General features: G+C 43.9%; 14 protein-coding genes and 1 riboswitch. Of the genes, 6 read left to right on the forward strand and 8 right to left on the reverse strand.

The genetic code is table 11. The features are described from left to right. Positions 1-10: 10 nt before the first annotated feature. Positions 11-1,237, forward strand: coding sequence for a phenylacetate--CoA ligase family protein (locus CXF86_RS14850; RefSeq protein WP_102039363.1), 1,227 nt, complete (start codon positions 11-13; stop codon positions 1,235-1,237). Between the two features lie 134 nt (positions 1,238-1,371). On the opposite strand, the gene CXF86_RS14855 is transcribed toward CXF86_RS14850, so the two are convergent. Next, positions 1,372-3,084 (reverse strand): proline--tRNA ligase, encoded by a 1,713-nt coding sequence (locus CXF86_RS14855; RefSeq protein ID WP_101092777.1) that lies wholly within the window; start codon positions 3,082-3,084, stop codon positions 1,372-1,374. Between the two features lie 572 nt (positions 3,085-3,656). Between CXF86_RS14855 and CXF86_RS14860 the strand changes: the two genes are divergently transcribed. Both CXF86_RS14860 and CXF86_RS14865 read left to right on the forward strand, forming a co-directional pair. Continuing rightward, a complete protein-coding gene (locus tag CXF86_RS14860) occupies positions 3,657-4,007 on the forward strand; it encodes a DUF805 domain-containing protein (RefSeq protein WP_101092779.1) in 351 nt (116 codons plus the stop codon). Between the two features lie 710 nt (positions 4,008-4,717). Continuing rightward, the gene (locus CXF86_RS14865) at positions 4,718-6,409 is read left to right on the forward strand and encodes a phosphoethanolamine transferase (protein WP_101092879.1); all 1,692 of its coding nucleotides are present in this window, start codon (positions 4,718-4,720) and stop codon (positions 6,407-6,409) included. A gap of 40 nt (positions 6,410-6,449) precedes the next feature. On the opposite strand, the gene CXF86_RS14870 is transcribed toward CXF86_RS14865, so the two are convergent. The 6 genes from CXF86_RS14870 to CXF86_RS14895 all read right to left on the reverse strand — a co-directional run bounded on the left by CXF86_RS14870 (position 6,450) and on the right by CXF86_RS14895 (position 13,349). Further along, on the reverse strand, positions 6,450-7,094 hold the full coding sequence (locus tag CXF86_RS14870; protein ID WP_102039364.1) for an acyltransferase: 645 nt from the start codon (positions 7,092-7,094) through the stop codon (positions 6,450-6,452). A gap of 2 nt (positions 7,095-7,096) precedes the next feature. Then, complete coding sequence (tsaA, locus tag CXF86_RS14875) at positions 7,097-7,822, reverse strand: tRNA (N6-threonylcarbamoyladenosine(37)-N6)-methyltransferase TrmO (protein ID WP_101092783.1); 726 nt, start codon at positions 7,820-7,822, stop codon at positions 7,097-7,099. A 25-nt stretch (positions 7,823-7,847) separates the two neighbouring features. After that, positions 7,848-8,231: an Rcs stress response system protein RcsF gene (gene rcsF / locus CXF86_RS14880; protein WP_101092785.1), complete on the reverse strand. Its 384-nt coding sequence runs from the start codon at positions 8,229-8,231 to the stop codon at positions 7,848-7,850. Positions 8,232-8,373: 142 nt separating this feature from the next. Next, entirely contained in the window at positions 8,374-9,750 is a 1,377-nt protein-coding gene (locus CXF86_RS14885) for an amidohydrolase family protein (RefSeq protein WP_257985376.1), read from the reverse strand. Continuing rightward, on the reverse strand, positions 9,750-12,794 hold the full coding sequence (locus CXF86_RS14890; RefSeq protein ID WP_102039365.1) for an amidohydrolase family protein: 3,045 nt from the start codon (positions 12,792-12,794) through the stop codon (positions 9,750-9,752). The genes CXF86_RS14885 and CXF86_RS14890 overlap by 1 nt, the downstream gene beginning before the upstream one ends. Before the next feature lie 162 nt (positions 12,795-12,956). Next, positions 12,957-13,349: an H-NS histone family protein gene (locus tag CXF86_RS14895; RefSeq protein ID WP_101092789.1), complete on the reverse strand. Its 393-nt coding sequence runs from the start codon at positions 13,347-13,349 to the stop codon at positions 12,957-12,959. Positions 13,350-13,688: 339 nt separating this feature from the next. Between CXF86_RS14895 and CXF86_RS14900 the strand changes: the two genes are divergently transcribed. The 3 genes from CXF86_RS14900 (at position 13,689) to CXF86_RS14910 (ending at position 17,430) form a co-directional block, all read left to right on the forward strand. Next, a complete protein-coding gene (locus CXF86_RS14900; RefSeq protein WP_101092791.1) occupies positions 13,689-14,438 on the forward strand; it encodes an electron transfer flavoprotein subunit beta/FixA family protein in 750 nt (249 codons plus the stop codon). Further along, entirely contained in the window at positions 14,438-15,361 is a 924-nt protein-coding gene (locus CXF86_RS14905) for an electron transfer flavoprotein subunit alpha/FixB family protein (RefSeq protein WP_101092793.1), read from the forward strand. Before CXF86_RS14900 ends, CXF86_RS14905 begins: the two co-directional genes overlap by 1 nt. A gap of 196 nt (positions 15,362-15,557) precedes the next feature. After that, positions 15,558-15,779, forward strand: a riboswitch (Lysine riboswitch). Between the two features lie 79 nt (positions 15,780-15,858). Beyond that, entirely contained in the window at positions 15,859-17,430 is a 1,572-nt protein-coding gene (locus CXF86_RS14910) for a Na+/H+ antiporter NhaC family protein (protein ID WP_101092795.1), read from the forward strand. A 99-nt stretch (positions 17,431-17,529) separates the two neighbouring features. Here the strand turns inward: CXF86_RS14910 and CXF86_RS14915 are convergent, their stop codons facing one another. Next, positions 17,530-19,665 carry a M3 family metallopeptidase gene (locus CXF86_RS14915; protein ID WP_102039366.1) on the reverse strand — a complete coding sequence of 712 codons (2,136 nt, stop codon included), beginning with the start codon at positions 19,663-19,665 and terminating at the stop codon, positions 17,530-17,532. Positions 19,666-19,741 lie beyond the last annotated feature (76 nt).

A 19,741-nucleotide genomic window follows, 5' to 3' on the forward strand; every position in this document is an offset into this window, starting at 1 on the left:
AGCGATACCCATGTCATTTTTTAGTGCACAAGAACAACAAGCTGCGACGCTAAGAGAAGCGACGTTAATGTCTCGCTTGAGCGATTTTTTATGTTTTGCTCAGGAGTCATCTGATTATTATCACCGCGTGTTAGCTAATATCGACCTAAGCCAAATCAACTCTCGCTCAGCACTGGCTGCGCTGCCGATCACTCGAAAGTCAGATTTGATTAAGCTTCAAGCGGCAAATATGCCGTTTGCGGGTATGGTACCGAATATGAGTGGCGTGGGGAGGGTCTTTCAGTCGCCAGGGCCAATCTATGAGCCGGAAGCCGATGGCCACGATTGGTGGCGCATGGGGCAAGCATTTTTTGCTGCAGGGTTTAGGGCGGGTGATTTGGTACAAAACTGTTTGTCTTATCATCTTACACCCGGTGGGTTTATTATGGACTCTGGTGCTAAAGCCTGCGGTTGTAGTGTGATCCCCGCAGGCCCTGGGCAGACCGAAATGCAGCTCGATATCATTCATAATTTACAACCTAACAGTTACTGCGGCACGCCTTCATTTCTTAAAATATTGCTAGATAAAGCTAAGCTTCAGCAGCAAGGACCATTGCCTTTTAGTAAAGCGTTAGTGACTGGGGAGGCGCTGACTCCCGCGCTTAAAGCCGTTTTTGACGAGGCTGATATTGAGGTTAAACAGGCGTATGCCACCGCTGATATTGGCTTAATTGCCTTTGAGAGTGTTGCTGATGCGGGTTTAGTCGTGGCTGAAGATATTATTTTGGAAATTGTCAGGCCGGGCAGTTTAGCGCCAGTCAAACGAGGTGAAGTGGGAGAGGTGGTGATCACCAGTTTTAACCCAAACTATCCATTAATTCGTTTTGCGACTGGCGATCTAAGTGCGCAGTTAGACAGCCCAAGTGACTGTGGCCGCACCAATATGCGGATCAAGGGCTGGCTTGGGCGCGCCGACCAAACCACTAAAGTCAAAGGCTTGTTTATACATCCTGAGCAGGTTGAACGAGTCCGGCTTTATCATAGTGCCATCAAGCGTGTGAGACTGGTGGTCTGCAGTGAAAATGACAATGACAAGATGTGCCTGCTGTGCGAAGTGGATGATAATGTACGGCTTAACATTGACATTGTGGCGATTCAACAATCGATTCGCGCGGTGACACAACTCTCTAGCGACGTTAGCTTAGTCGCTATAGGCAGTATGCTGGACGACGGTATTGTGATTGAAGATCAACGTTAATGGTTTGAAGGCACTGCAGAAACAAAAACGCCGATGAATCATCATCGGCGTTCTACTGTCGCTAGTTTAGCTATTTCAAATTGAGGTAGCTAAATGAACATAAGCTAAATTACCCTAACTTAATGAGAGAAAGCTTAAGCTTGTTGCGCTTTTAAGAACTCAACAATTTGCTCGAATGGCACTTCTTGCTTCTCACCAGTACGACGATTTTTATACTCGAATACACCGTTATCAATGTTACGGTCGCCGATAACAACCACATTTGGCAAGCCAATCAGTTCCATATCAGCAAACATCACACCCGCACGCTCTTTACGGTCATCAAACAAGACTTCTATACCTGCGTCGGTTAAGTCTTGATAAAGCTTTTCAGCGCTATCTTTAACACGGTGAGATTTGTGCATGTTCATTGGTAAAATACCGACGGAGAACGGTGCAATAGCTTCTGGCCAAATAATACCGCGATCATCGTGGTTTTGCTCAATAGCTGCTGCAACCATGCGGCTCACGCCAACACCGTAACAACCCATTAGTAAGGTCTTAGACTTACCATTGTGGTCGAGTACGTTAGCGTGCATCGCTTCAGAGTAGTTGTTGCCCAACTGGAAGATATGGCCGACTTCGATACCACGAAGCAGGGCAATAGTGCCTTTACCACATGGGCTAGGTTCACCTTCGATGATATTACGCAGATCAAATGCTGGTGCCTCTGGTAGATCACGTTCCCAGTTGATACCAAAGTAATGCTTATTATCTTGGTTAGCACCGGCGCCAAAGTCACTCATTACTGCGACGCTGTGGTCGATAAATACTGGAATATTAAGACCTACAGGCCCAATAGAACCAGGACCTGCGCCAATCGCTTTACGGATATCAGCTTCATCGGCAAATTCAAATGGAGCCAGTACCGCATCAATCTTTTCAGCTTTGACTTCGTTTAAATCATGATCGCCACGAACAACAACCGCCACTAACGGCGCTTCTTCTGTTGCGCCTTTAACGATAAGTGTTTTAACTGTTTTCTCAATCGCAATGCCGTGTTGTTCAACGAGCTCGGTAATGGTTTTAGCATTCGGAGTGTCTACAAGCGTCATCTCATTGGTGGCTACTTGACGAGTGTCTGTTGGCATTGGTGTTTCACATTTTTCAACGTTGGCTGCGTAATCGCTCTCAGTTGAGTATGCGATTAAGTCTTCACCACTATTAGCCAAAACATGGAACTCATGTGATGTGCTGCCACCGATGGCGCCAGTGTCAGCCATTACAGGGCGGAAAGCTAAGCCTAAGCGGGTCAAAATGTTGCTATACGCTTGGAACATAGACTCATAAGTCTCGTCCATGGTTTCTTGATCTAAATGGAAAGAATAAGCGTCTTTCATCAAGAATTCGCGTGAACGCATCACGCCAAAGCGTGGACGAACTTCGTCACGGAATTTAGTCTGAATTTGGAACAAGTTCAGGGGCAGTTGCTTGTAAGAGTTAACCTCTTTACGCACGATATCAGTGATCACTTCTTCGTGAGTTGGGCCCAAAACGAAGTCACGGTTATGACGGTCTTGGAAGCGCAGTAGCTCGGGGCCAAACTTTTCTAAGCGACCAGATTCAACCCAAAGATCCGCAGGTTGAACCATAGGCATAAGGATCTCAACCGAACCGGCCTTGTTCATCTCTTCGCGAACGATAGCTTCAATTTTACGCAGTACACGTAAACCTGTCGGCAACCAGCTGTATAAGCCTGATGCATTACGACGGACCATGCCCGCACGTAACATTAACTGGTGACTAACTACTTCTGCATTAGCCGGTGTTTCTTTTTGAGTTGATAGCAGGTACTTGCTTACGCGCATTACCGAGTGTCCGAAATTGAGTTGAATGGGCGCCATTTTATCACTTGTTGAAGTGATGTCACCTACCCATTTCGACATTCGTTAAAATTGTTGAGTTTCACTAATAATACAGTCGATAAACGCAAATGTTTTAACTGAAATAAGCTTTAATATTAGAGATATATAGCATGTGTCACATTTGCTGTGATGAGTACAGTATTGACACAGTGTTAGCGTGAAAATTTTTTTAACTGTAATGGTATTAAATAATATCCAAAGACAGGCTTGATTATTTAGTTTAAGAGCTTGTTAATTAACGTGATTTAATTTAACGTATTTGTAATCTCTAGAGTGAGCATTTGTGGCGTCAGCGTTGTTGCTGATTAAAGTGGAATTAGGCATTTTATTTTTTGCTTATCACCATTAATGGCAGTTCGCGGCAATTCAAGTGTTTTAAAACGGGTGTTGTGGACTGCAAAGAGTCTTACCGTGACCCGTTTGGATGGCTTTGGTCGTTTTATGAGATATTGTGATATACGTATTTGCTCAATATTGAGTGTAGAAATTTATAACAACAAGGAAAGTCCACAATAATGGATTATTTTATTGGAGCTTTAAAGAAGTACGCAGATTTTTCAGGGCGCGCAAGACGAACTGAATTCTGGATGTTTATTTTGTTTTATATGATTTTTAGTTTCCTACTGGGTATTATTGACTCTTTACTGGGTCTTGGCGTGCTAACATTTATCTTCTCGCTTGGATTACTCATCCCTTCGCTAAGTATCGGCGCGAGGCGACTTCATGATACTGGCAGAAGTGGCTGGTGGCAGTTGATTGGGATTATTCCTCTGATTGGTCTTATCGTATTGATAGTTTTCTATGTACAAGACAGTCACGATGAAAACAGCTACGGTGATAACCCTAAAGGTGTTGCTGCAAGCTAAGCGATAGCATTACTGTTTATCTCGTTTTAAAGGCCGAGTTCAGCAATGACTTGGCCTTTTTTTCTCATAAGAATAATGGAATGTTCATTTAAAAATAGAACAAAGTCATCGTCAAAATATTTTAAATCGAATTTATATTGAACCTATAAAGCTTGCTATCAGACTTGCTGCTTTTCTGCTTTTCTGCTTTTCTGCTTTTCTGCTTTTCTGCTTTTAGTGTTTAGTCTGGACAAGTTAAACAATACCTTTATTTTGCGGCTTTCATGATTTAAATCGATATCACTCTCTGGTTGGGCATTTTTAATATAGGGTAGAATGATTGAGCATGGGTTAAAAATTAATGAACAACGTAGATTATTTTTTGGTTAACTTACAAAGGGGAGTGAGTCGGCTCATTTGGTGAACTTGACTTATAAGTGTTGCTGAATTTATTCAACAACCTAGCTTAAATTACAAGATCTAAATAGCTTTGAACTGGTCAGGTATTTATTGAAATAGATAAAAACAGCTGCTAGTTAAAGTCTTTGCCTAGCTGGATGCTGGACTGAAATCAGCTCCACTCATCATACTCTTTGGACCATGGTATTTTACCAGAGCGATTACCACTCAGCGCTTACATCTGCTTACTTGCGGGTTACACTCGGTTACACTACAAAACTAAGCTCAGTGATAGCCTAGCCTCTTTAGCCATTACGGTGTTTTATTTCTGTATGAAGAGTCGAGAAGAACATATTAATCCTTTGTATTATTTACTGAGTAATATTAGCGTTAATCAGCTGGTTTGTATTACTGCATTATATTTTACCTTAGTATTTAACTTTCCATTTTTAAAAGAAGTTTGGGCTGTTGTAACAGCGCTGCCTGAATATAATCTCGGTTTCTTATATAGCATACCTCTACTGGTTTTTTGTCTATGTATACAGGTTATCAATCTGCTTAGCTTAGGCGGTCATCGATACTTGTTAAAGCCAGTGCTTATTACGTTGCTACTGCTATCTTCATTAGCGTTTTATAGCAGGCAAACTTATGGTGTAGTGTTTGATTACGGTATGGTACAAAACTCATTGCAGAGCCATAGCTCAGAAGCCATGATGTACCTCAATCAGTATTCGGTGCTGTTCTTCTTGCTGAGTGGGCTATTACCAGCCATTTTGATTGCTCGTAGTGACGTCCATTATTTGTCGATGGGTAGAAATGTGGCCCATAGTGTAAAGCTGAGCCTCATCAGTCTCGTTACTATAGTGATGATTGCTTACTTGTATTATCCCAATTACGCCTCTGTTGGGCGCAATAATAAATTTCTGCAGAAGTCCTCTATCCCCTTTCAATATCTAGTCGCAACAGGTAAATATGCACGCGACCATTATTTTTCGACCCCACTTGAATTTAAGTTACTAGATAGTGAACCAAAACTGCATAATCAACATGCTGGAGCTAAGCGGGTTCTTGTGATGCTAGTGGGCGAAACGGCGAGGGCAGATCACTTTTCACATAATGGCTATTCAAAACAAACTAACCCGTACACTCAAGTGCAACCGGTGACCTCATTCAAAAACATGTACTCCTGTGGTACTGCAACTGCGGTGTCAATTCCCTGTATGTTTTCTGCATTAAGCCGAGAGGAATACGATCACAATAAAGCGAACTCACAGCAAAATTTACTCGACTTAGTCTTACTGGCTGGAGTTGATGTGTTGTGGGTGGATAATAATGGCTGTAAAGGGGTATGTGAGCGAGTACCAACAGTGACCATCGACGTTAAATCAGACTCGCCACTGTGTGATGGTGATTACTGTTTCGATGAAGCATTACTGGCTCCACTAGAGAATAAATTGCAAAATCTAACGGCTAATACTACTTTGATAGTGTTGCATATGATGGGGTCTCATGGTCCTACTTATTATAAGCGTTATCCTGATAATCAACGTATATTTAAAGATGATTGCCCACGCAGTGATATCCAAAATTGCAGTACAGCGACGTTAATTAATACTTACGATAATACCATCGCTTATACCGATTGGGTGATCTCAAAGGTGATAGATAAGCTAAGTGGATTACCGATTAACACTGAATCGGCAATGTTATATGTCTCTGATCATGGTGAGTCGCTTGGTGAAAACGGGGCATATTTACATGGTTTTCCTTATGCATTGGCACCGGAATCGCAAAAACATGTACCCTTGTTAACTTGGTTTGCCGAGCCAATGAAAGTTGATACTAAGTGTCTAACAAAAAACGCAGAGCAAAATGAGTTTAGCCACGATAATATCTTTCATAGCATGTTAGGTCTATTGCAGGTCAGCTCTAGTGTGTATCAGGAGTCACTTGATCTATTTTCATCCTGCAAGGGAAAGAGCATGATGAGAGTTGCAACTGGAGATTCGGCAATTAAGCAATAATTGCCGAGCTGGAATTCTCTGAAAAGCGAGTGCCAACGGCTTAGTTTTTGTCTCGTCTATCTCCAATCACTCTTGCTGGATTACCTGCCACAATGGCGTACTGGGCAACATCTTTAGTCACAACTGCGCCCATACCAATGACAGCGTGATTACCTATAGTGACACCATCAACAATGCCTGCTTGAGCCCCTATCCACACATCATTACCAATCACTACGCCTTTGGAGTTTGAGGCTTGTTGATAAATGGGGGTGTCGGGCGCCATACCGTGATTAAAGGCATAGATAGTGACATTGTTAGCGATACGAGTTTGGTTGCCGATGGTGATACCATGACGGCCGCCATCGAATGAGCAACCGTGATTGATAGCCACTTCATCACCCAAGGTTATTGGACCATGTAAAAAGCTGTCGGCGGCAATCATGCATTGCTTACCCATTTCGATATTGCGGCCAGGTTCGGCAAACAGGTTTGCCTCTGGCGCAATAAAGCAGTTATCAGCTATCGAGATTGTTTCTACGGCGCAAAAATGTGTTTGCACCTCATCTTGCCAAGGTTTAGCCCATAAAAGGTGTTTCTCTTTTAACGAGAAATACAGCCACGGCATATAAGACAGGCGTTTCTTATGTTGTGTTCGATAATCTGGTTTATCAACTGAGTTAGTGCTGGCTAAAAGGCTGCTCATGCTTACAGTCCCACTTGAGAGGGGCGTAACGCTAGCACTTCTATACTATCGTCGATTACTTTCCATAAGATATCTAAATCATATAGCGCGACTTGATACAACTTAGGATCGGCTTTGGCCTTCTTATACGCTGGGCGAGGGTCTTGTGCTAATACGCCTTCAATAAGCTCTGCTAGGCGCGGATATGCGGGATTTTGCTGATATTGCTCAAGTTGTTGTTGGGCTGTTTCGCAAAATGTCACACTTGCCAACTTTGGTGCTTCTTGGGCTATGCCGCCGTGTGCGTCATCAATCGCATCAGAGAAGGGAATATAGGGTTTTATATCGACAATAGGGGTGCCATCGAGCAAGTCCATGCCTGAGATCTCAAGTCTGACTTTACCATTGTCAGTATGTACCGCATGCAGCTTCACCACCGATTGACCGATGCCATTTGGCCTAAAGGTTGATCGTGTGGCAAATACTCCCAGCTTTTCATTACCGCCCAATCTTGGCGGACGAACGGTGGTTTTCCAGCCCTGAGCTAAGTTCTCATGAAAACAAAACAGCAACCACACATGAGAGTACTGCTCTAGCCCTCTAACTGCATCAACTTGATTAAAAGGGGCGGCAAGTTCAACAAAACCACGTGCTGCGGACACTAAGCCTGGTTGGCGTGGAATGCCAAATTTTTGTTTATAAGGCGTTCGGCAATACGCGACAGCTTGGATTTGGTTAGTAAAGGACATTGGTTACTCTTAGTTTGAGGCGCGGCTATTTTGGGACGCTGGTGGTGGTAATTGCTTGGCCAACACAAAGAGCACTGGTGACACAATTTTGTGTCGATGCTTCGATTAATAGGCAATTTTTAATGATCAAACCATTAGCGTGTTTATCGGCAGCTGCGCGGCGAGCTAATGTGCGCGCTTCAGCGATAGACGCGGGGGCATCGTTTTTACCCATTTGGCAGGTTTCACCTTCAACTAGCCCTTTAATTTCATATGGGCCTCTAGGTTGAACACTTCCTTCATAGACGGTGACATCAGAGGCTTTAAAATAGTCATTAATCGCATCACTATCGAGGTTACTGTTGAAGGCATATTCACCCGCACAAGCGCTGAGTAAAAGGATGAGAGATGCAGGAAGTAGGTATTTCATAATGATTGCCTGTTATATGAGTTGCTGGGGCCAGTGAAAGGCATTGATATAAAAGCCTAACATTAAAAATGGTGTTCAAAAAAGTGCCCATAAAGAGCACTTTTCTATCGAACTATCTTGCTAGCGCTATAAGTTTGAAATTCTAGCGCTTTAGGTACTTTTGATAAAGCTGTTGATGACGATTATTTAAATCAATTTTACGACCATCAATGTACACCGACTCTATTGCGGCTTGCATTGGATCTAATATGTCGCCAGTGGCGAGAATAATATTGGCCTTAAACCCGGGAGCAATCGCGCCCATGTCATCGATACCGAGTATTTTTGCGGCATCAAGTGTGATGCTTTGTAGCGCTTCTGACTTGGTTAATCCATAAGCAACAGTCTGGCCTGCTGCAAAAGGTAAGTTACGGCTGTTCCAGTCAGATGAGAAACCAAGTGCGAATGGAATATTGGCTTGCTTAAGCAGCGCAGGGATCTTAAAGGCAAGATCAATCGGCTCATCCTTACGCTTAGGCAAACTTAAGGTCTGGGTGTAAATAACCGAGGCATTAACCTCACTTAACGCATCCGCTAATCGCCACGCATCATATCCGCCAACTATCACTATCTTAAAGCCATAGATTTTGCTTAATGCAATCGCTTCCTCTATCTGTTTTTGTGACTGAGCATGGACAAACAACTGTGCATTACCCTCAAAAAGAGGTGTTAATGCTTGCCAGCGTAGGTCAGTTTTAACAATCTTTCCCGCTTTCAGCGCCAGTTGATAACGGTGAGCATCGCTAAAGGCACTGTGCACCTTGTCGACACGCTTACTGAGATCATCTAGCTGCTCTTGACGCTTGTCAGCATCAGATGAGAGCCAACGAATATGTGGCCAATAGAGGTGGAACTGTTTATTGGTGTTTACCAGCGCATCTTCGATAGTCCAGCTATCCATAGAAACAAGTGCTGACTGACCTGCAAGCCCATCACCTTGTGGTACAATTTGAGCGTGTGTAATACCGTTAACCCGAACGGTGGGGATGATCTCCGAGTCGGGATTAAACGCCGTTATCGCTTCAAGTTGTGGGTTGATAAAGCCAACTTCATAAGCATCGTTACTTGGGCGCATCATCTCAATTTCAATTAGCCCCATAGTGGTATCAAGCGCAATAAGACCGGGATAGATGTGCTTATTAGTCGCATCAATAACAACCGCATTGGCGGCTAAAGCCGCCGTTGCTGACGACGCTTTGCCTGCTTCGGTTGCTGTCTCCGTTGTATTTGTGGTCTCTATTGCTGCTGGCGTAGCCAATTTTTGACCTACCGCCACAATTTTTCCGTCGGCGACAAGTACGTCTGTGTGCTCGAGTGAGCCATGAATAACCGAATGAACGGTGGCATTAGTAAAAAGCATCGCGCCACTTTCCTTTGGGGCAGGAAGCATATCGTGGGCATAAACCGCGCTGCTAAGGATACACGCGCTGACAACACTAAGCAGTGAATAAGCGTGTTTAGTGGATTGAGTAAACATCATTACAGTGTTCCTTGTGCAGTTTGTTGCCAAGCATTGAAATGGGTATCGCAGTGCCATTCTGGTTCTGTTTGCTCAGTACTGGGTTCACCCTGTTTGTGGGCGTCATCGCTAAGCAATACTTTTTGAATTAAGGCGGCGCGCTCTTTTTCAACTGCAATTTGAGCCAGTTTATCTTGCTCACGGCTAAAGTAACGACGGCCTTCAATCCAAGTTGATTCCACTTTGGCGTAAACCGACAAGGGTGAATCGCTCCAAAGTACGATATCAGCTTGCTTACCTTCGACGAGTGAACCGACTTTTTCATCAATGCCAAGCTGTATTGCAGGATTAATGGTGACCATTTTCCAGGCATCTTCTGCTGCCATACCGCAATACATCATCGATTTAGCGGCTTCTTGGTTAAGTCGACGCTGCATCTCATAATCATCAGAGTTGATGCTAGTGAGTACGCCTTTGTTTTGCATTAAACAGGTATTTTGTGGAATGGCGTCATAAACCTCAAATTTATAAGCCCACCAATCAGAAAAGGTCGATGCATAAGCGCCATGTTTAGCCATTTCGTCAGCGACTTTGTAGCCTTCAAGAATATGAGTGAAGGTACCGACTTTAAAATTGTAAGCTTCAGCGAGCCTGATAAACATCAAGATCTCAGATTGCACATAAGAGTGAATATGTACGCTACGCTTCTGCTCTAGCACTTCCGCGATAGCTTCTAAGCGGTAGTTGTATTGCGGCGCAACAGTACGTCGGCGCTCGCTAGATCGCATATTTTTATAATCTTTTTGTGCTTTTCGGTAGGCTAAAGCTTCGTTAAAGGCTTCACTAAAGAGTGATTTAACCCCGATGCGGCTTTGTGGGAAGCGACGATTAAATTTATCTCCCCAGTTACTCTGCTTTACGTTTTCACCTAACGCGAACTTAATACTGGCTGGGGCACCGGCAAATTTTAGCTGGTCAGCGTTATCGCCCCACTTAAGTTGAATAACCTGTGCTTGGCCACCAATAGGGTTGGCGCTACCGTGTAAAATTTGTGCTGTGGTCACGCCGCCAGCAAGACCACGGTAGATGGCTATATCGTCGGGGTTGATGACATCGCCAATCCTCACTTCAGAGGTGATAGCATCGGTGCCTTCATTGGTGCCGCCATTAAGCGCAATATGCGAGTGCTCATCAATGATCCCTGCCGTTAAGTGCATACCGGTGGCATCAATCACTTGGTAACCCGACGGTGTACGCAGTTGACTGCCTATCTCTTCGATACGGCCTTTGGAGATAATTAAGTCGGTATTTTGTAGCACACCGCTTTTATCGGATGTCCAAATCGTGGCATTCTTTATATGAAGTTTGTCTTGAATTGGCTGTTGTTGTAGACCGTAAGCTACATTAGGTGATGTTTGCTTGGCTATTTGACTCAGCGCAGTTTGTTGCTCTTTTTGCGGTTCTGCGTCATCGATAACGGGCTCAAGTTTGCTTCCACCAAAGGGGATAGTTTGGCCATGACTGTCCAGTAGGCGACCACGCAGACCTGCTTCATCAAACCACAATGTAAAGCGGCTAATACCACTTATTCCGGCGTCAGTTAAATCTGCGCTGAAAGTCATTCGACCTTGATTAAAGTTAACATCGCTGAGGGTTATTTCTTTTTCGCCGCTTGATAACGTGCCGCTTAAACTGGGATCTTGTCCAATGTTAAGATCAAAGGTGAGTTCGTTGATTTGCAATTGGTAAGGCTGAGCAAGCATGGCAAGATCACGATTGATAAGTTGACGCTCTTCACCTTGTAACCAGATACTGGTTATTTTACCATTTTCAAATACGTTGCCATTACTAATCACCAAGTCCGCCATGAACCCGGGTTTTAATTGCCCCACCATATTGCTAATGCCCGCAATTTCAGCCGCTTCTGTTGTGAGTGCTGCAAGGGCGGTTTCTTCATCTAAGCCGCGCTCTATTGCTTTTTTTAGTCGTGGCCAGAACGTGTCTGACTCAATCCCATACTGCGTTAATGCAAAAGGCACATCCGCTTTTGAAACTATCGCAAGGTTACTTGGTGCGCTTTCCCAATGTCTTAATGCCGCTAAACTGACATCTCGCGAGCTGTCACTGTCACCGATTGTCGGAGCGGCTGGGTAATTTAACGGCAGCACCAAACTATATGGATAAGATTTTAGTTCATCAATTCTGGCATATTCATGACCATTACCAAGTAGGCTACCTTTTACATTTTGTTCATTTAATAACCTGGCCGCTCTTATTTGACTATTTAGATTTTTGGTCTGAAATATAAAGCTTTGTTCTTCAAGACCCGCCAGACGCTCTAATGCAATGTTAAACTCAATGTTGTTAGTGGTATTGGAACTCTTACCTATATTGTCGTTATACCAACGAGCATCTGAAAACGTTTGTCTAATAAGGGCCATACTTCCCATTAATGACTGAGGGTAGTCTTGAATAGAGGTTCCCTTATCAAATGCCATAAATTGGTTTGTTTTAGCCTTGTATATAATATCGTTTGCTTTTTTGTCTGCTAAAGATAAGCTGACTCCACGGCCTCTAAAAATGCCATCTAAATAGCTAGATTGGACACTTGTAAAGCCATTGTTAATCCATTTCCCCGCTTGCTCTTTATCTGGATACACATAATTGAACCATTCTTTTTCTGAATGAATCGCGCCATTCTCTGCGTTACCCCCAATGCGTTTTATTTCATAAACCGGATCACTGCTATCTCCACTTTCTGCTTCATACTCGATGGCATATTCAGTAAATGGGTCAATGAAACCTGGATAGATAATATGACCTGCTAAGTTAATTTCGAGCGCACCTTCGGGAATGTCATTATCTTTGATAATCGACTTGATTCGATTATTTTCAATTAACAGTGTGGCATCTTTCAGTATTTCACCGGGTTTAAGCATAAGGGTTGCATGACTTAATGCGGTGATTTTTGGTGTGTTATCGGTCAATTGGTCATTGGCTAGTGCGCCATGACTGGTTAACGCACTAAGTAGAGCGACAAGGGCTTTTATTTTATGATTATGCATTATCGTACTTATGTTTGTTAGAAGAGTAGGGGGGAAGTGTGAGAATACCTTAACTTAATAGCAATTACTAAGCGGTAATTGTAACGTCGAATGTAATTACGTGATGAGTATTAACAAAAAAACCCAGCAAGCGCTGGGTTTTTATAGGAAGTAAATGGAAACTTATATAAGAAAGTCTTCCATTGTGCGACCTTTTTCTAATTCATTCTTGAATACGGTTGGCATACGTCCTTGGCCAGTCCACTGAACCATTTCACCATTGACTTCAATTTGGTATTTAGCTGGACGTGGAGCACGTTTCTTAGGTGCTGCTTTAATGCCTACACCACCAATATCGTCAACTGATAAGCCAATCGCTTCCATTTGCTGACGAATTTCTTCAATTTTAGCATTACGTTCAGCCATTGCTTCACTTTCTGCTTCAGCTTGAGATGCTTTTTCTTCGATAATTTTTTCGAGCTTTACACCAAGATCTTTTAACTCTTCAAGAGATAACTCTTTAACCGCAGCTTTAAAACGACGACCGTGGGTCAATATATCTAAAAATTCGTTCATAGTGATAGATGTCCAATTAAGATAGAAAAGTATTTTTATATTCTGTCACAAATAATAGGAACTATTTCGATAAGGATCAAATAAAATTTCAATTTAATTGAGAATAAAATATATTAATTAAGATTAATTTGTAATAACAGTGATTATATTTCTCAAATGTTATCAATATCGGTCAATTACTGCTTATCTATTTAGATTAATGTGAACAGTCGTTCGGCTGCATGTTGACGTTAACGTCAACAGCACGTAAAGTAACTCTAATTTCTGTAATAGTTGCTTTGATATATAAGTAGCTATTCGCATAATCCCGTTCATTAAGCGACGTAAGAAGGAAGCCCTATGAAAGTATTGGTGCCAGTAAAACGTGTCGTCGATGCCAATGTAAAGGTCAGGGTTAATGCTGACAATACGAGTATCGATACCGCAAACCTAAAAATGGCGATTAACCCGTTTTGTGAGATTGCAGTAGAAGAAGCCGTTCGTTTAAAAGAAGCGGGAAGTGCTTCTGAAGTGATCGTCATGAGTATTGGCCCAAAAGCTTCGCAGGAGCAATTGAGAACCGCGCTAGCATTAGGTGCTGATCGCGCTATTCATATTCTGACTGATGAAGACCTTGTGCCTTTGTCTGTGGCTAAGCTTATACATGCGGTACAGAAAAAAGAGCAAGTCGACTTAGTTATTTTGGGTAAGCAATCCATCGATAGCGATAACAATCAAACAGGTCAAATGTTAGCGGCTATTGGCAAAATGCCACAAGCAACGTTTGCCTCTGAAATCAAGATGAATGCAGACCAGCTTACGGTCACTCGCGAAGTTGACGGTGGCCTGCAAACATTGATGCTACCTTTACCTGCAGTGGTTACTGCCGACCTACGTTTAAATGAACCTCGTTACGCAAAATTGCCTAACATCATGAAAGCTAAACGTAAGCCACTTGAAACACTGACTCCTGCAGATTTCGATGTGACCTTAAAGTCTCACCAGACAGTCCTTAAAGTGACTCCGCCCGCTGAGCGTAGCGCGGGTGTGATGGTGTCTTCTGTAGAAGAGTTGGTTGAAAAGTTAAAGAATGAAGCGAAGGTGATCTAATGGCAATTTTAGTATTAGCAGAACACGATAACGCCAGTTTAAAACTGGATACCGCTAAAGTGGTTGCTTGCGGTCAAGCGATTGGTGGCGACATTGATGTATTAGTCATCGGTCACAACTGTAATGATGCGGTGAGCAGTGCACAACAGCTCAATGGCGTACGCAAAGTCTTAGTTGCCGATGCTGCCGTTTATGCCAACGGCCTGGCAGAAAATACTGCCGATGTAGTCACTGACGTTGCAGCTGACTATGAGCATATTCTTGCTGCGGCATCAAGCCATGGTAAAGATGTATTGCCGCGCGTTGCAGCTTTACTCGACGTTAACCAGCTTTCAGAAGTGATCGCAGTGGTGAGCAGCGATACGTTTGTCCGCCCTATCTATGCGGGTAGCGCGTTAGCCACAGTCCAGAGCTTGGATGACAAAAAAGTGATGACGGTACGCTCAAGTGCATTTGATGCGGTTGCAAGCGATGGTAGTGCAGAGCTTGTGACACTGACACAAGAGGTTGCACCTCAAGTTGAGTTTATCTCTCAAAGCCTAACGGTATCAGAGCGCCCTGAATTGGGTAATGCTTCTGTTATCGTGTCTGGCGGCCGAGCAATGGGCAACAGTGAGAACTTTGGCATCCTAGAGCAACTTGCTGATAAATTAGGGGGTGCACTGGGTGCATCACGCGCTGCAGTCGATGCAGGCTTTGTACCTAACGATCTGCAAGTGGGTCAAACAGGTAAAATTGTTGCACCAGACTTGTACATTGCTGTCGGTATTTCGGGTGCTATCCAGCATCTAGCTGGCATGAAAGATTCAAAAGTGATTGTGGCTATCAACAAAGATCCAGAAGCGCCTATTTTTCAGGTTGCTGATTATGGATTAGAAGCGGATCTATTTGAAGCGGTTCCACAGCTTTTAGAACTGCTGTAACTCATTAGCCATTATAGCCGTGACAAACTAATAACCGCCAAGTTGTTTTCAATAGGTTGCTAGGCTGTTATCGGTCATGTGTTCGAGTTGGTAATATTTGCGATCTGTGTCACGATAAGCGGCTTTAGGGTAGCATCCCTAAAGCCGCTTATGTTTTTATGTCACTCACGTTAATTAGCTCAGTCTATTTAACGTCCTTAGAAGTAGAGGTGCATTCAATATTAGTACCAATAAGTAGGGTGATGCCTATGACTTGTTGAGAAAGGATTTGATGCCGAAGTGACATAGCATATCGAGGCTTGTTGCTGGGGCTGTTACCAAATAGGAACAGCACTGCCATAGTATTTCTTATCGGGAAGATAAGAAGATTTTATATTGATGTCGAACATTAATATTACTGTGGAGCGCTACTGATAGGACAGGTGTAATCAGCTCTCAATGCTATATCCCACCAGTTCAGTCGGCCTCCATTCGTACTTAACGAAGATAATAATTAAATGACAATTTTAAGTTATGCCGATTCGGCACTTTCGTTGCTGCCTCCGGTAGTGGCAATTGTACTGGCGATGTTAACCCGTCGTGTTTTACTTTCTCTTGGGGTGGGGATCCTACTGGGTGCGCTACTGCTGACAGATTTCTCTGCCGCAAACACTGCCCAATACGTGGGCACAAAAGTCATGTCGCTGGTGTGGGACGATGGCGCACTCAACAGCTGGAACCTATATATTATTGGCTTCCTGATTGTGCTTGGAATGATCACCGCACTCATTACCGTGAGCGGTTCGGCTCGGGCGTTTGCCGAGTGGGCACGTAAGCATATCCGTAATAAGCGTGATGCCAAGCTATTAACCATGTTCCTTGGTTGTGTGGTGTTTATTGATGACTACTTTAATAGCTTAGTGGTGGGTAGCGTCGCAAGACCGCTAACAGACCGTTACTATATCTCGCGTAGTAAGCTTGCTTATCTACTGGATTCAACGGCTGCACCTATCTGTGTGATATCTCCAGTATCGAGCTGGGGCGCGTACATTATTGCCTTGATTGGTGGCATATTAACAGCACATGGATTTACTGATACAGGACATTTGAGCACGTTTGTACAGATGATCCCGATGAACTTCTACGCTATTTTCGCGTTATTACTGCTACTGTGTGTCGCACTAATGGGACTTGATATCGGTCCTATGCGTCAACATGAGCTTAATGCACAAAAAGGTAGCCTTTATGATGAATCTAAAGGATTACCACCTGGTGCTAGCTCTGGATTACCAGAAGCTGATACGGGTAAAATCATCGGTTTGTTTTTGCCTATTACGGTACTGGTGTTTGCCACATTCTACTTTATGGTCAGTAGTGGTGGTGATGCGCTTGCCGCTAAAAACGAAACTTTCAGCCTGATTGGCGCGTTTGAAAATACTGACGTTGGCTCATCACTATTCTTTGGTGCTTTAATTGGTTTAGCCGTGACGCTAGCGCTTATTATTTACCAAGGTGTAGATAAGAAGATGATCGTTAAAGGCTTGGTCGAAGGCATTAAGTCTATGCTGCCAGCAATCTATATATTGGTATTTGCCTGGACGATTTCAGGCGTTATTGGTCAGCTTGAGACTGGCAAGTATATGGCAAGTTTAGCGACCGGTAATATTCCGTTTGCGATGTTGCCAGCTGTCCTCTTTATCTTGGCAGGCTTAACAGCGTTCTCGACTGGAACGAGCTGGGGCACATTCGGTATTATGTTACCCATTGCCGCTGATATGGCGATGGGCAGTCATACGAGTATGATGTTGCCAATGCTTGCAGCTGTGCTCGCGGGCGCTGTGTTTGGTGACCATTGTTCACCTATTTCTGATACCACGATTTTGTCGTCAACCGGTGCAAACTGTCATCATATCGACCATGTGATGACGCAGTTACCTTATGCACTGATTGTCGCAGGTATTAGCCTAGGCGGTTACATCGTACTCGGTTTCACTGAATCAGTGTATGCCGGCTTATTGACCTGTAGTGTGCTGTTTGTGATTAGCGTGATAATACTGCGGATTAAATCTCGTCAGGGGATCACGGCTTAGCTAAGTGATAAGCCGTTAGTTTGTTGATTGCGCTTATCGTAAGGCATTAAAAAGCCGTTCTCAGTTGAGAACGGCTTTTTTGTGAGGACGATTTAAGCCTTAGTCGTTTAGGCCACGACGCTTAAGCAATGCTTCAGTGGTTGGCTCTTGACCTCTAAAGGCTTTGTAGGCATCCATTGGTGCAACAGTATTGCCGACCTCTCGAATAGTTTTTCTAAATTTCATGCCTATTTCACGATTCAATCCACCTTGGGTTTGCACGTAAGCAAAGGCATCTGCAGCTAGAATTTCACTCCACATGTAAGCGTAATAACTGGCTGAATAGCCGCCAGGAAACGCATGAGCAAAGTAGGTCGACTTATATCTTGGTGGTACCGCAGGCAAGTCGACGCCGTGCTTTTTAAGTGCCGCAGCTTCAAAACTGGCGACATCTTGCAGTGGCGCATCAGCTTTAAGTGAGTGCCACTCTAAATCGAGCAGGGCGGCTGACATATATTCAAGTGTATCGAAGCCTTGGTTGAAGCTACGCGATTTAAGCAACTTATTAAGTAGCTCTTCAGGAATAGGCTCGCCGGTTTCATAATGCTTGGCGTAGTTGGCTAACACCTTAGGGTGCGCAGCCCAATCTTCTTCGAAAGTTGATGGAAACTCAACAAAGTCACGTGAAACCGCAGTGCCCGAAAGCGTCGGGTAGGTGACTTTAGAGAACATGCCATGAGTGCCGTGACCCATTTCGTGGAACATGGTGGTGACTTCATCATAGCTAACAAAGGTCGGCTCGCCCGCGGGGGCTTTTTTAATGTTCATTACGTTAACCACAACAGGCTTGCTATTTAGCAGCTCAGATTGGGTCACAAACGAGCTCATCCAAGCGCCGCCACGTTTGCCTTCACGGGCAAAATAGTCGGCGTAGAAAATCGCTAAGCTAGTGCCATCTTCATCAAACATCTCATAGGCTTTAACATCTGGGTGGTATACCGGTAAGTCTGGACGCGGGGTTAAACTCACACCATAAAGCGCGTTAAGGGTGAAGAACACGCCGTCTTCTAACACGCGGTCAAACTCAAAATAGGGGCGAATAGCACTAGCGTCTAAGTCATACTTATCTTTACGCACAAGCTCGGCATAATAGGCCCAGTCCCATGGGGCAAGTTCAAAATCAGCGCCTGTTTTGCCTATCATGGCTTGAATGTCGGCAGCTTCTTTATTGGTGTTGGCAACAACGGCTGGCACCATAGAGCCGAACATCTTGTAAACGGCTTCTGGCGTTTTGGCCATTTGTGGCGCAAGGCGGTAATCAGCCCAGCTATCAAATCCAAGCAGTTCAGCGCGCTCTGCTCGCAGTTGCGCTAAACGAGCCACAAAAGAGGCCGTTTCGTTTTCGCCTTCAAGACCACGATTAGCTGAGGCTTGCCACACTTGCTGACGCAGTTCGCGATTGTCTAACTGGGTCAGCACAGGCTGACGCGTAGTGTTAGTGATATTGAGTTGATATTTACCGTCGTGGCCGTTAGCTTTAGCATCTGCCGCCGCGGCGCGAATCGCGCTATCAGATAAACCCGTAAGTTCAGCTTTATTGTTTACAACAATCGCAATCTCTTTGGTCAGTCTCATTAAGCGCTGAGCAAATTCATTGGTGAGCGTTGATTGTTCTTCGTTTAATGCGCGGATCTGCTGTTTTTGATTATCGTTGAGCTTAGCGCCCGCACGAACAAAACGCTGATAGTAAACCTCAACTAAGCGGTTAGCCTCTGCTGACAAGTTAAGATCAGCTCGGCTGTTATAGATACTCTCTACGCGAGTAAATAACGCTGGATTGAGATTGATATTATCTGAATGCGCTGCCATTTTCGGCGCCATGTTACCTTGTACTTGGCGTAACGTTGGGTTGCTGTTTGAGCCAGTCAGGTTATAGAACACTTTAGAGGTTCGGTTTAGCAGCTCGCCACTTTTCTCCATCGCAACGATGGTATTTTCAAATGTTGCAGCATTTGGGTTATTCGCTATTTCGAGGATCTCTTGATAATGCTCACTGATCCCTAGTTCGAGTGCTGGCGCAAAGTGCTCATCTTTAATCAAGCTAAAATCAGGTGCTTGGTATTGTAAGGCACTGGCTTGTAAGAAAGGATTCTGAGTCTGAATCATAGTCGCTGCCGTTGGATCATTTTTAGTCGTTGAACAGGCGCTTAATGCGAGCGTTGCAGTAATAGCGGCTGCGATGAGTGTTTTATGCATCGAGTGATAATTCCCTAATTATAGTTATTTTTTCTGATGAGTCTGTAAGTGACATTAGCAATTGTTTGTTAACTGA

The organism is Shewanella sp. GutCb (assembly GCF_002836135.1).
GTDB lineage: Bacteria > Pseudomonadota > Gammaproteobacteria > Enterobacterales > Shewanellaceae > Shewanella.

Excerpts from the sequence above, each read along its gene's own strand:
- CXF86_RS14850 (WP_102039363.1), top strand. The coding sequence starts at position 11 with ATGTCATTTTTTAGTGCACAAGAACAACAAGCTGCGACGCTAAGAGAA.
- CXF86_RS14855 (WP_101092777.1), bottom strand. The coding sequence starts at position 3,084 with ATGCGCGTAAGCAAGTACCTGCTATCAACTCAAAAAGAAACACCGGCT.
- CXF86_RS14860 (WP_101092779.1), top strand. The coding sequence starts at position 3,657 with ATGGATTATTTTATTGGAGCTTTAAAGAAGTACGCAGATTTTTCAGGG.
- CXF86_RS14865 (WP_101092879.1), top strand. The coding sequence starts at position 4,718 with ATGAAGAGTCGAGAAGAACATATTAATCCTTTGTATTATTTACTGAGT.
- CXF86_RS14870 (WP_102039364.1), bottom strand. The coding sequence starts at position 7,094 with ATGAGCAGCCTTTTAGCCAGCACTAACTCAGTTGATAAACCAGATTAT.
- tsaA (WP_101092783.1), bottom strand. The coding sequence starts at position 7,822 with ATGTCCTTTACTAACCAAATCCAAGCTGTCGCGTATTGCCGAACGCCT.
- rcsF (WP_101092785.1), bottom strand. The coding sequence starts at position 8,231 with ATGAAATACCTACTTCCTGCATCTCTCATCCTTTTACTCAGCGCTTGT.
- CXF86_RS14885 (WP_257985376.1), bottom strand. The coding sequence starts at position 9,750 with ATGATGTTTACTCAATCCACTAAACACGCTTATTCACTGCTTAGTGTT.
- CXF86_RS14890 (WP_102039365.1), bottom strand. The coding sequence starts at position 12,794 with ATGCATAATCATAAAATAAAAGCCCTTGTCGCTCTACTTAGTGCGTTA.
- CXF86_RS14895 (WP_101092789.1), bottom strand. The coding sequence starts at position 13,349 with ATGAACGAATTTTTAGATATATTGACCCACGGTCGTCGTTTTAAAGCT.
- CXF86_RS14900 (WP_101092791.1), top strand. The coding sequence starts at position 13,689 with ATGAAAGTATTGGTGCCAGTAAAACGTGTCGTCGATGCCAATGTAAAG.
- CXF86_RS14905 (WP_101092793.1), top strand. The coding sequence starts at position 14,438 with ATGGCAATTTTAGTATTAGCAGAACACGATAACGCCAGTTTAAAACTG.
- CXF86_RS14910 (WP_101092795.1), top strand. The coding sequence starts at position 15,859 with ATGACAATTTTAAGTTATGCCGATTCGGCACTTTCGTTGCTGCCTCCG.
- CXF86_RS14915 (WP_102039366.1), bottom strand. The coding sequence starts at position 19,665 with ATGCATAAAACACTCATCGCAGCCGCTATTACTGCAACGCTCGCATTA.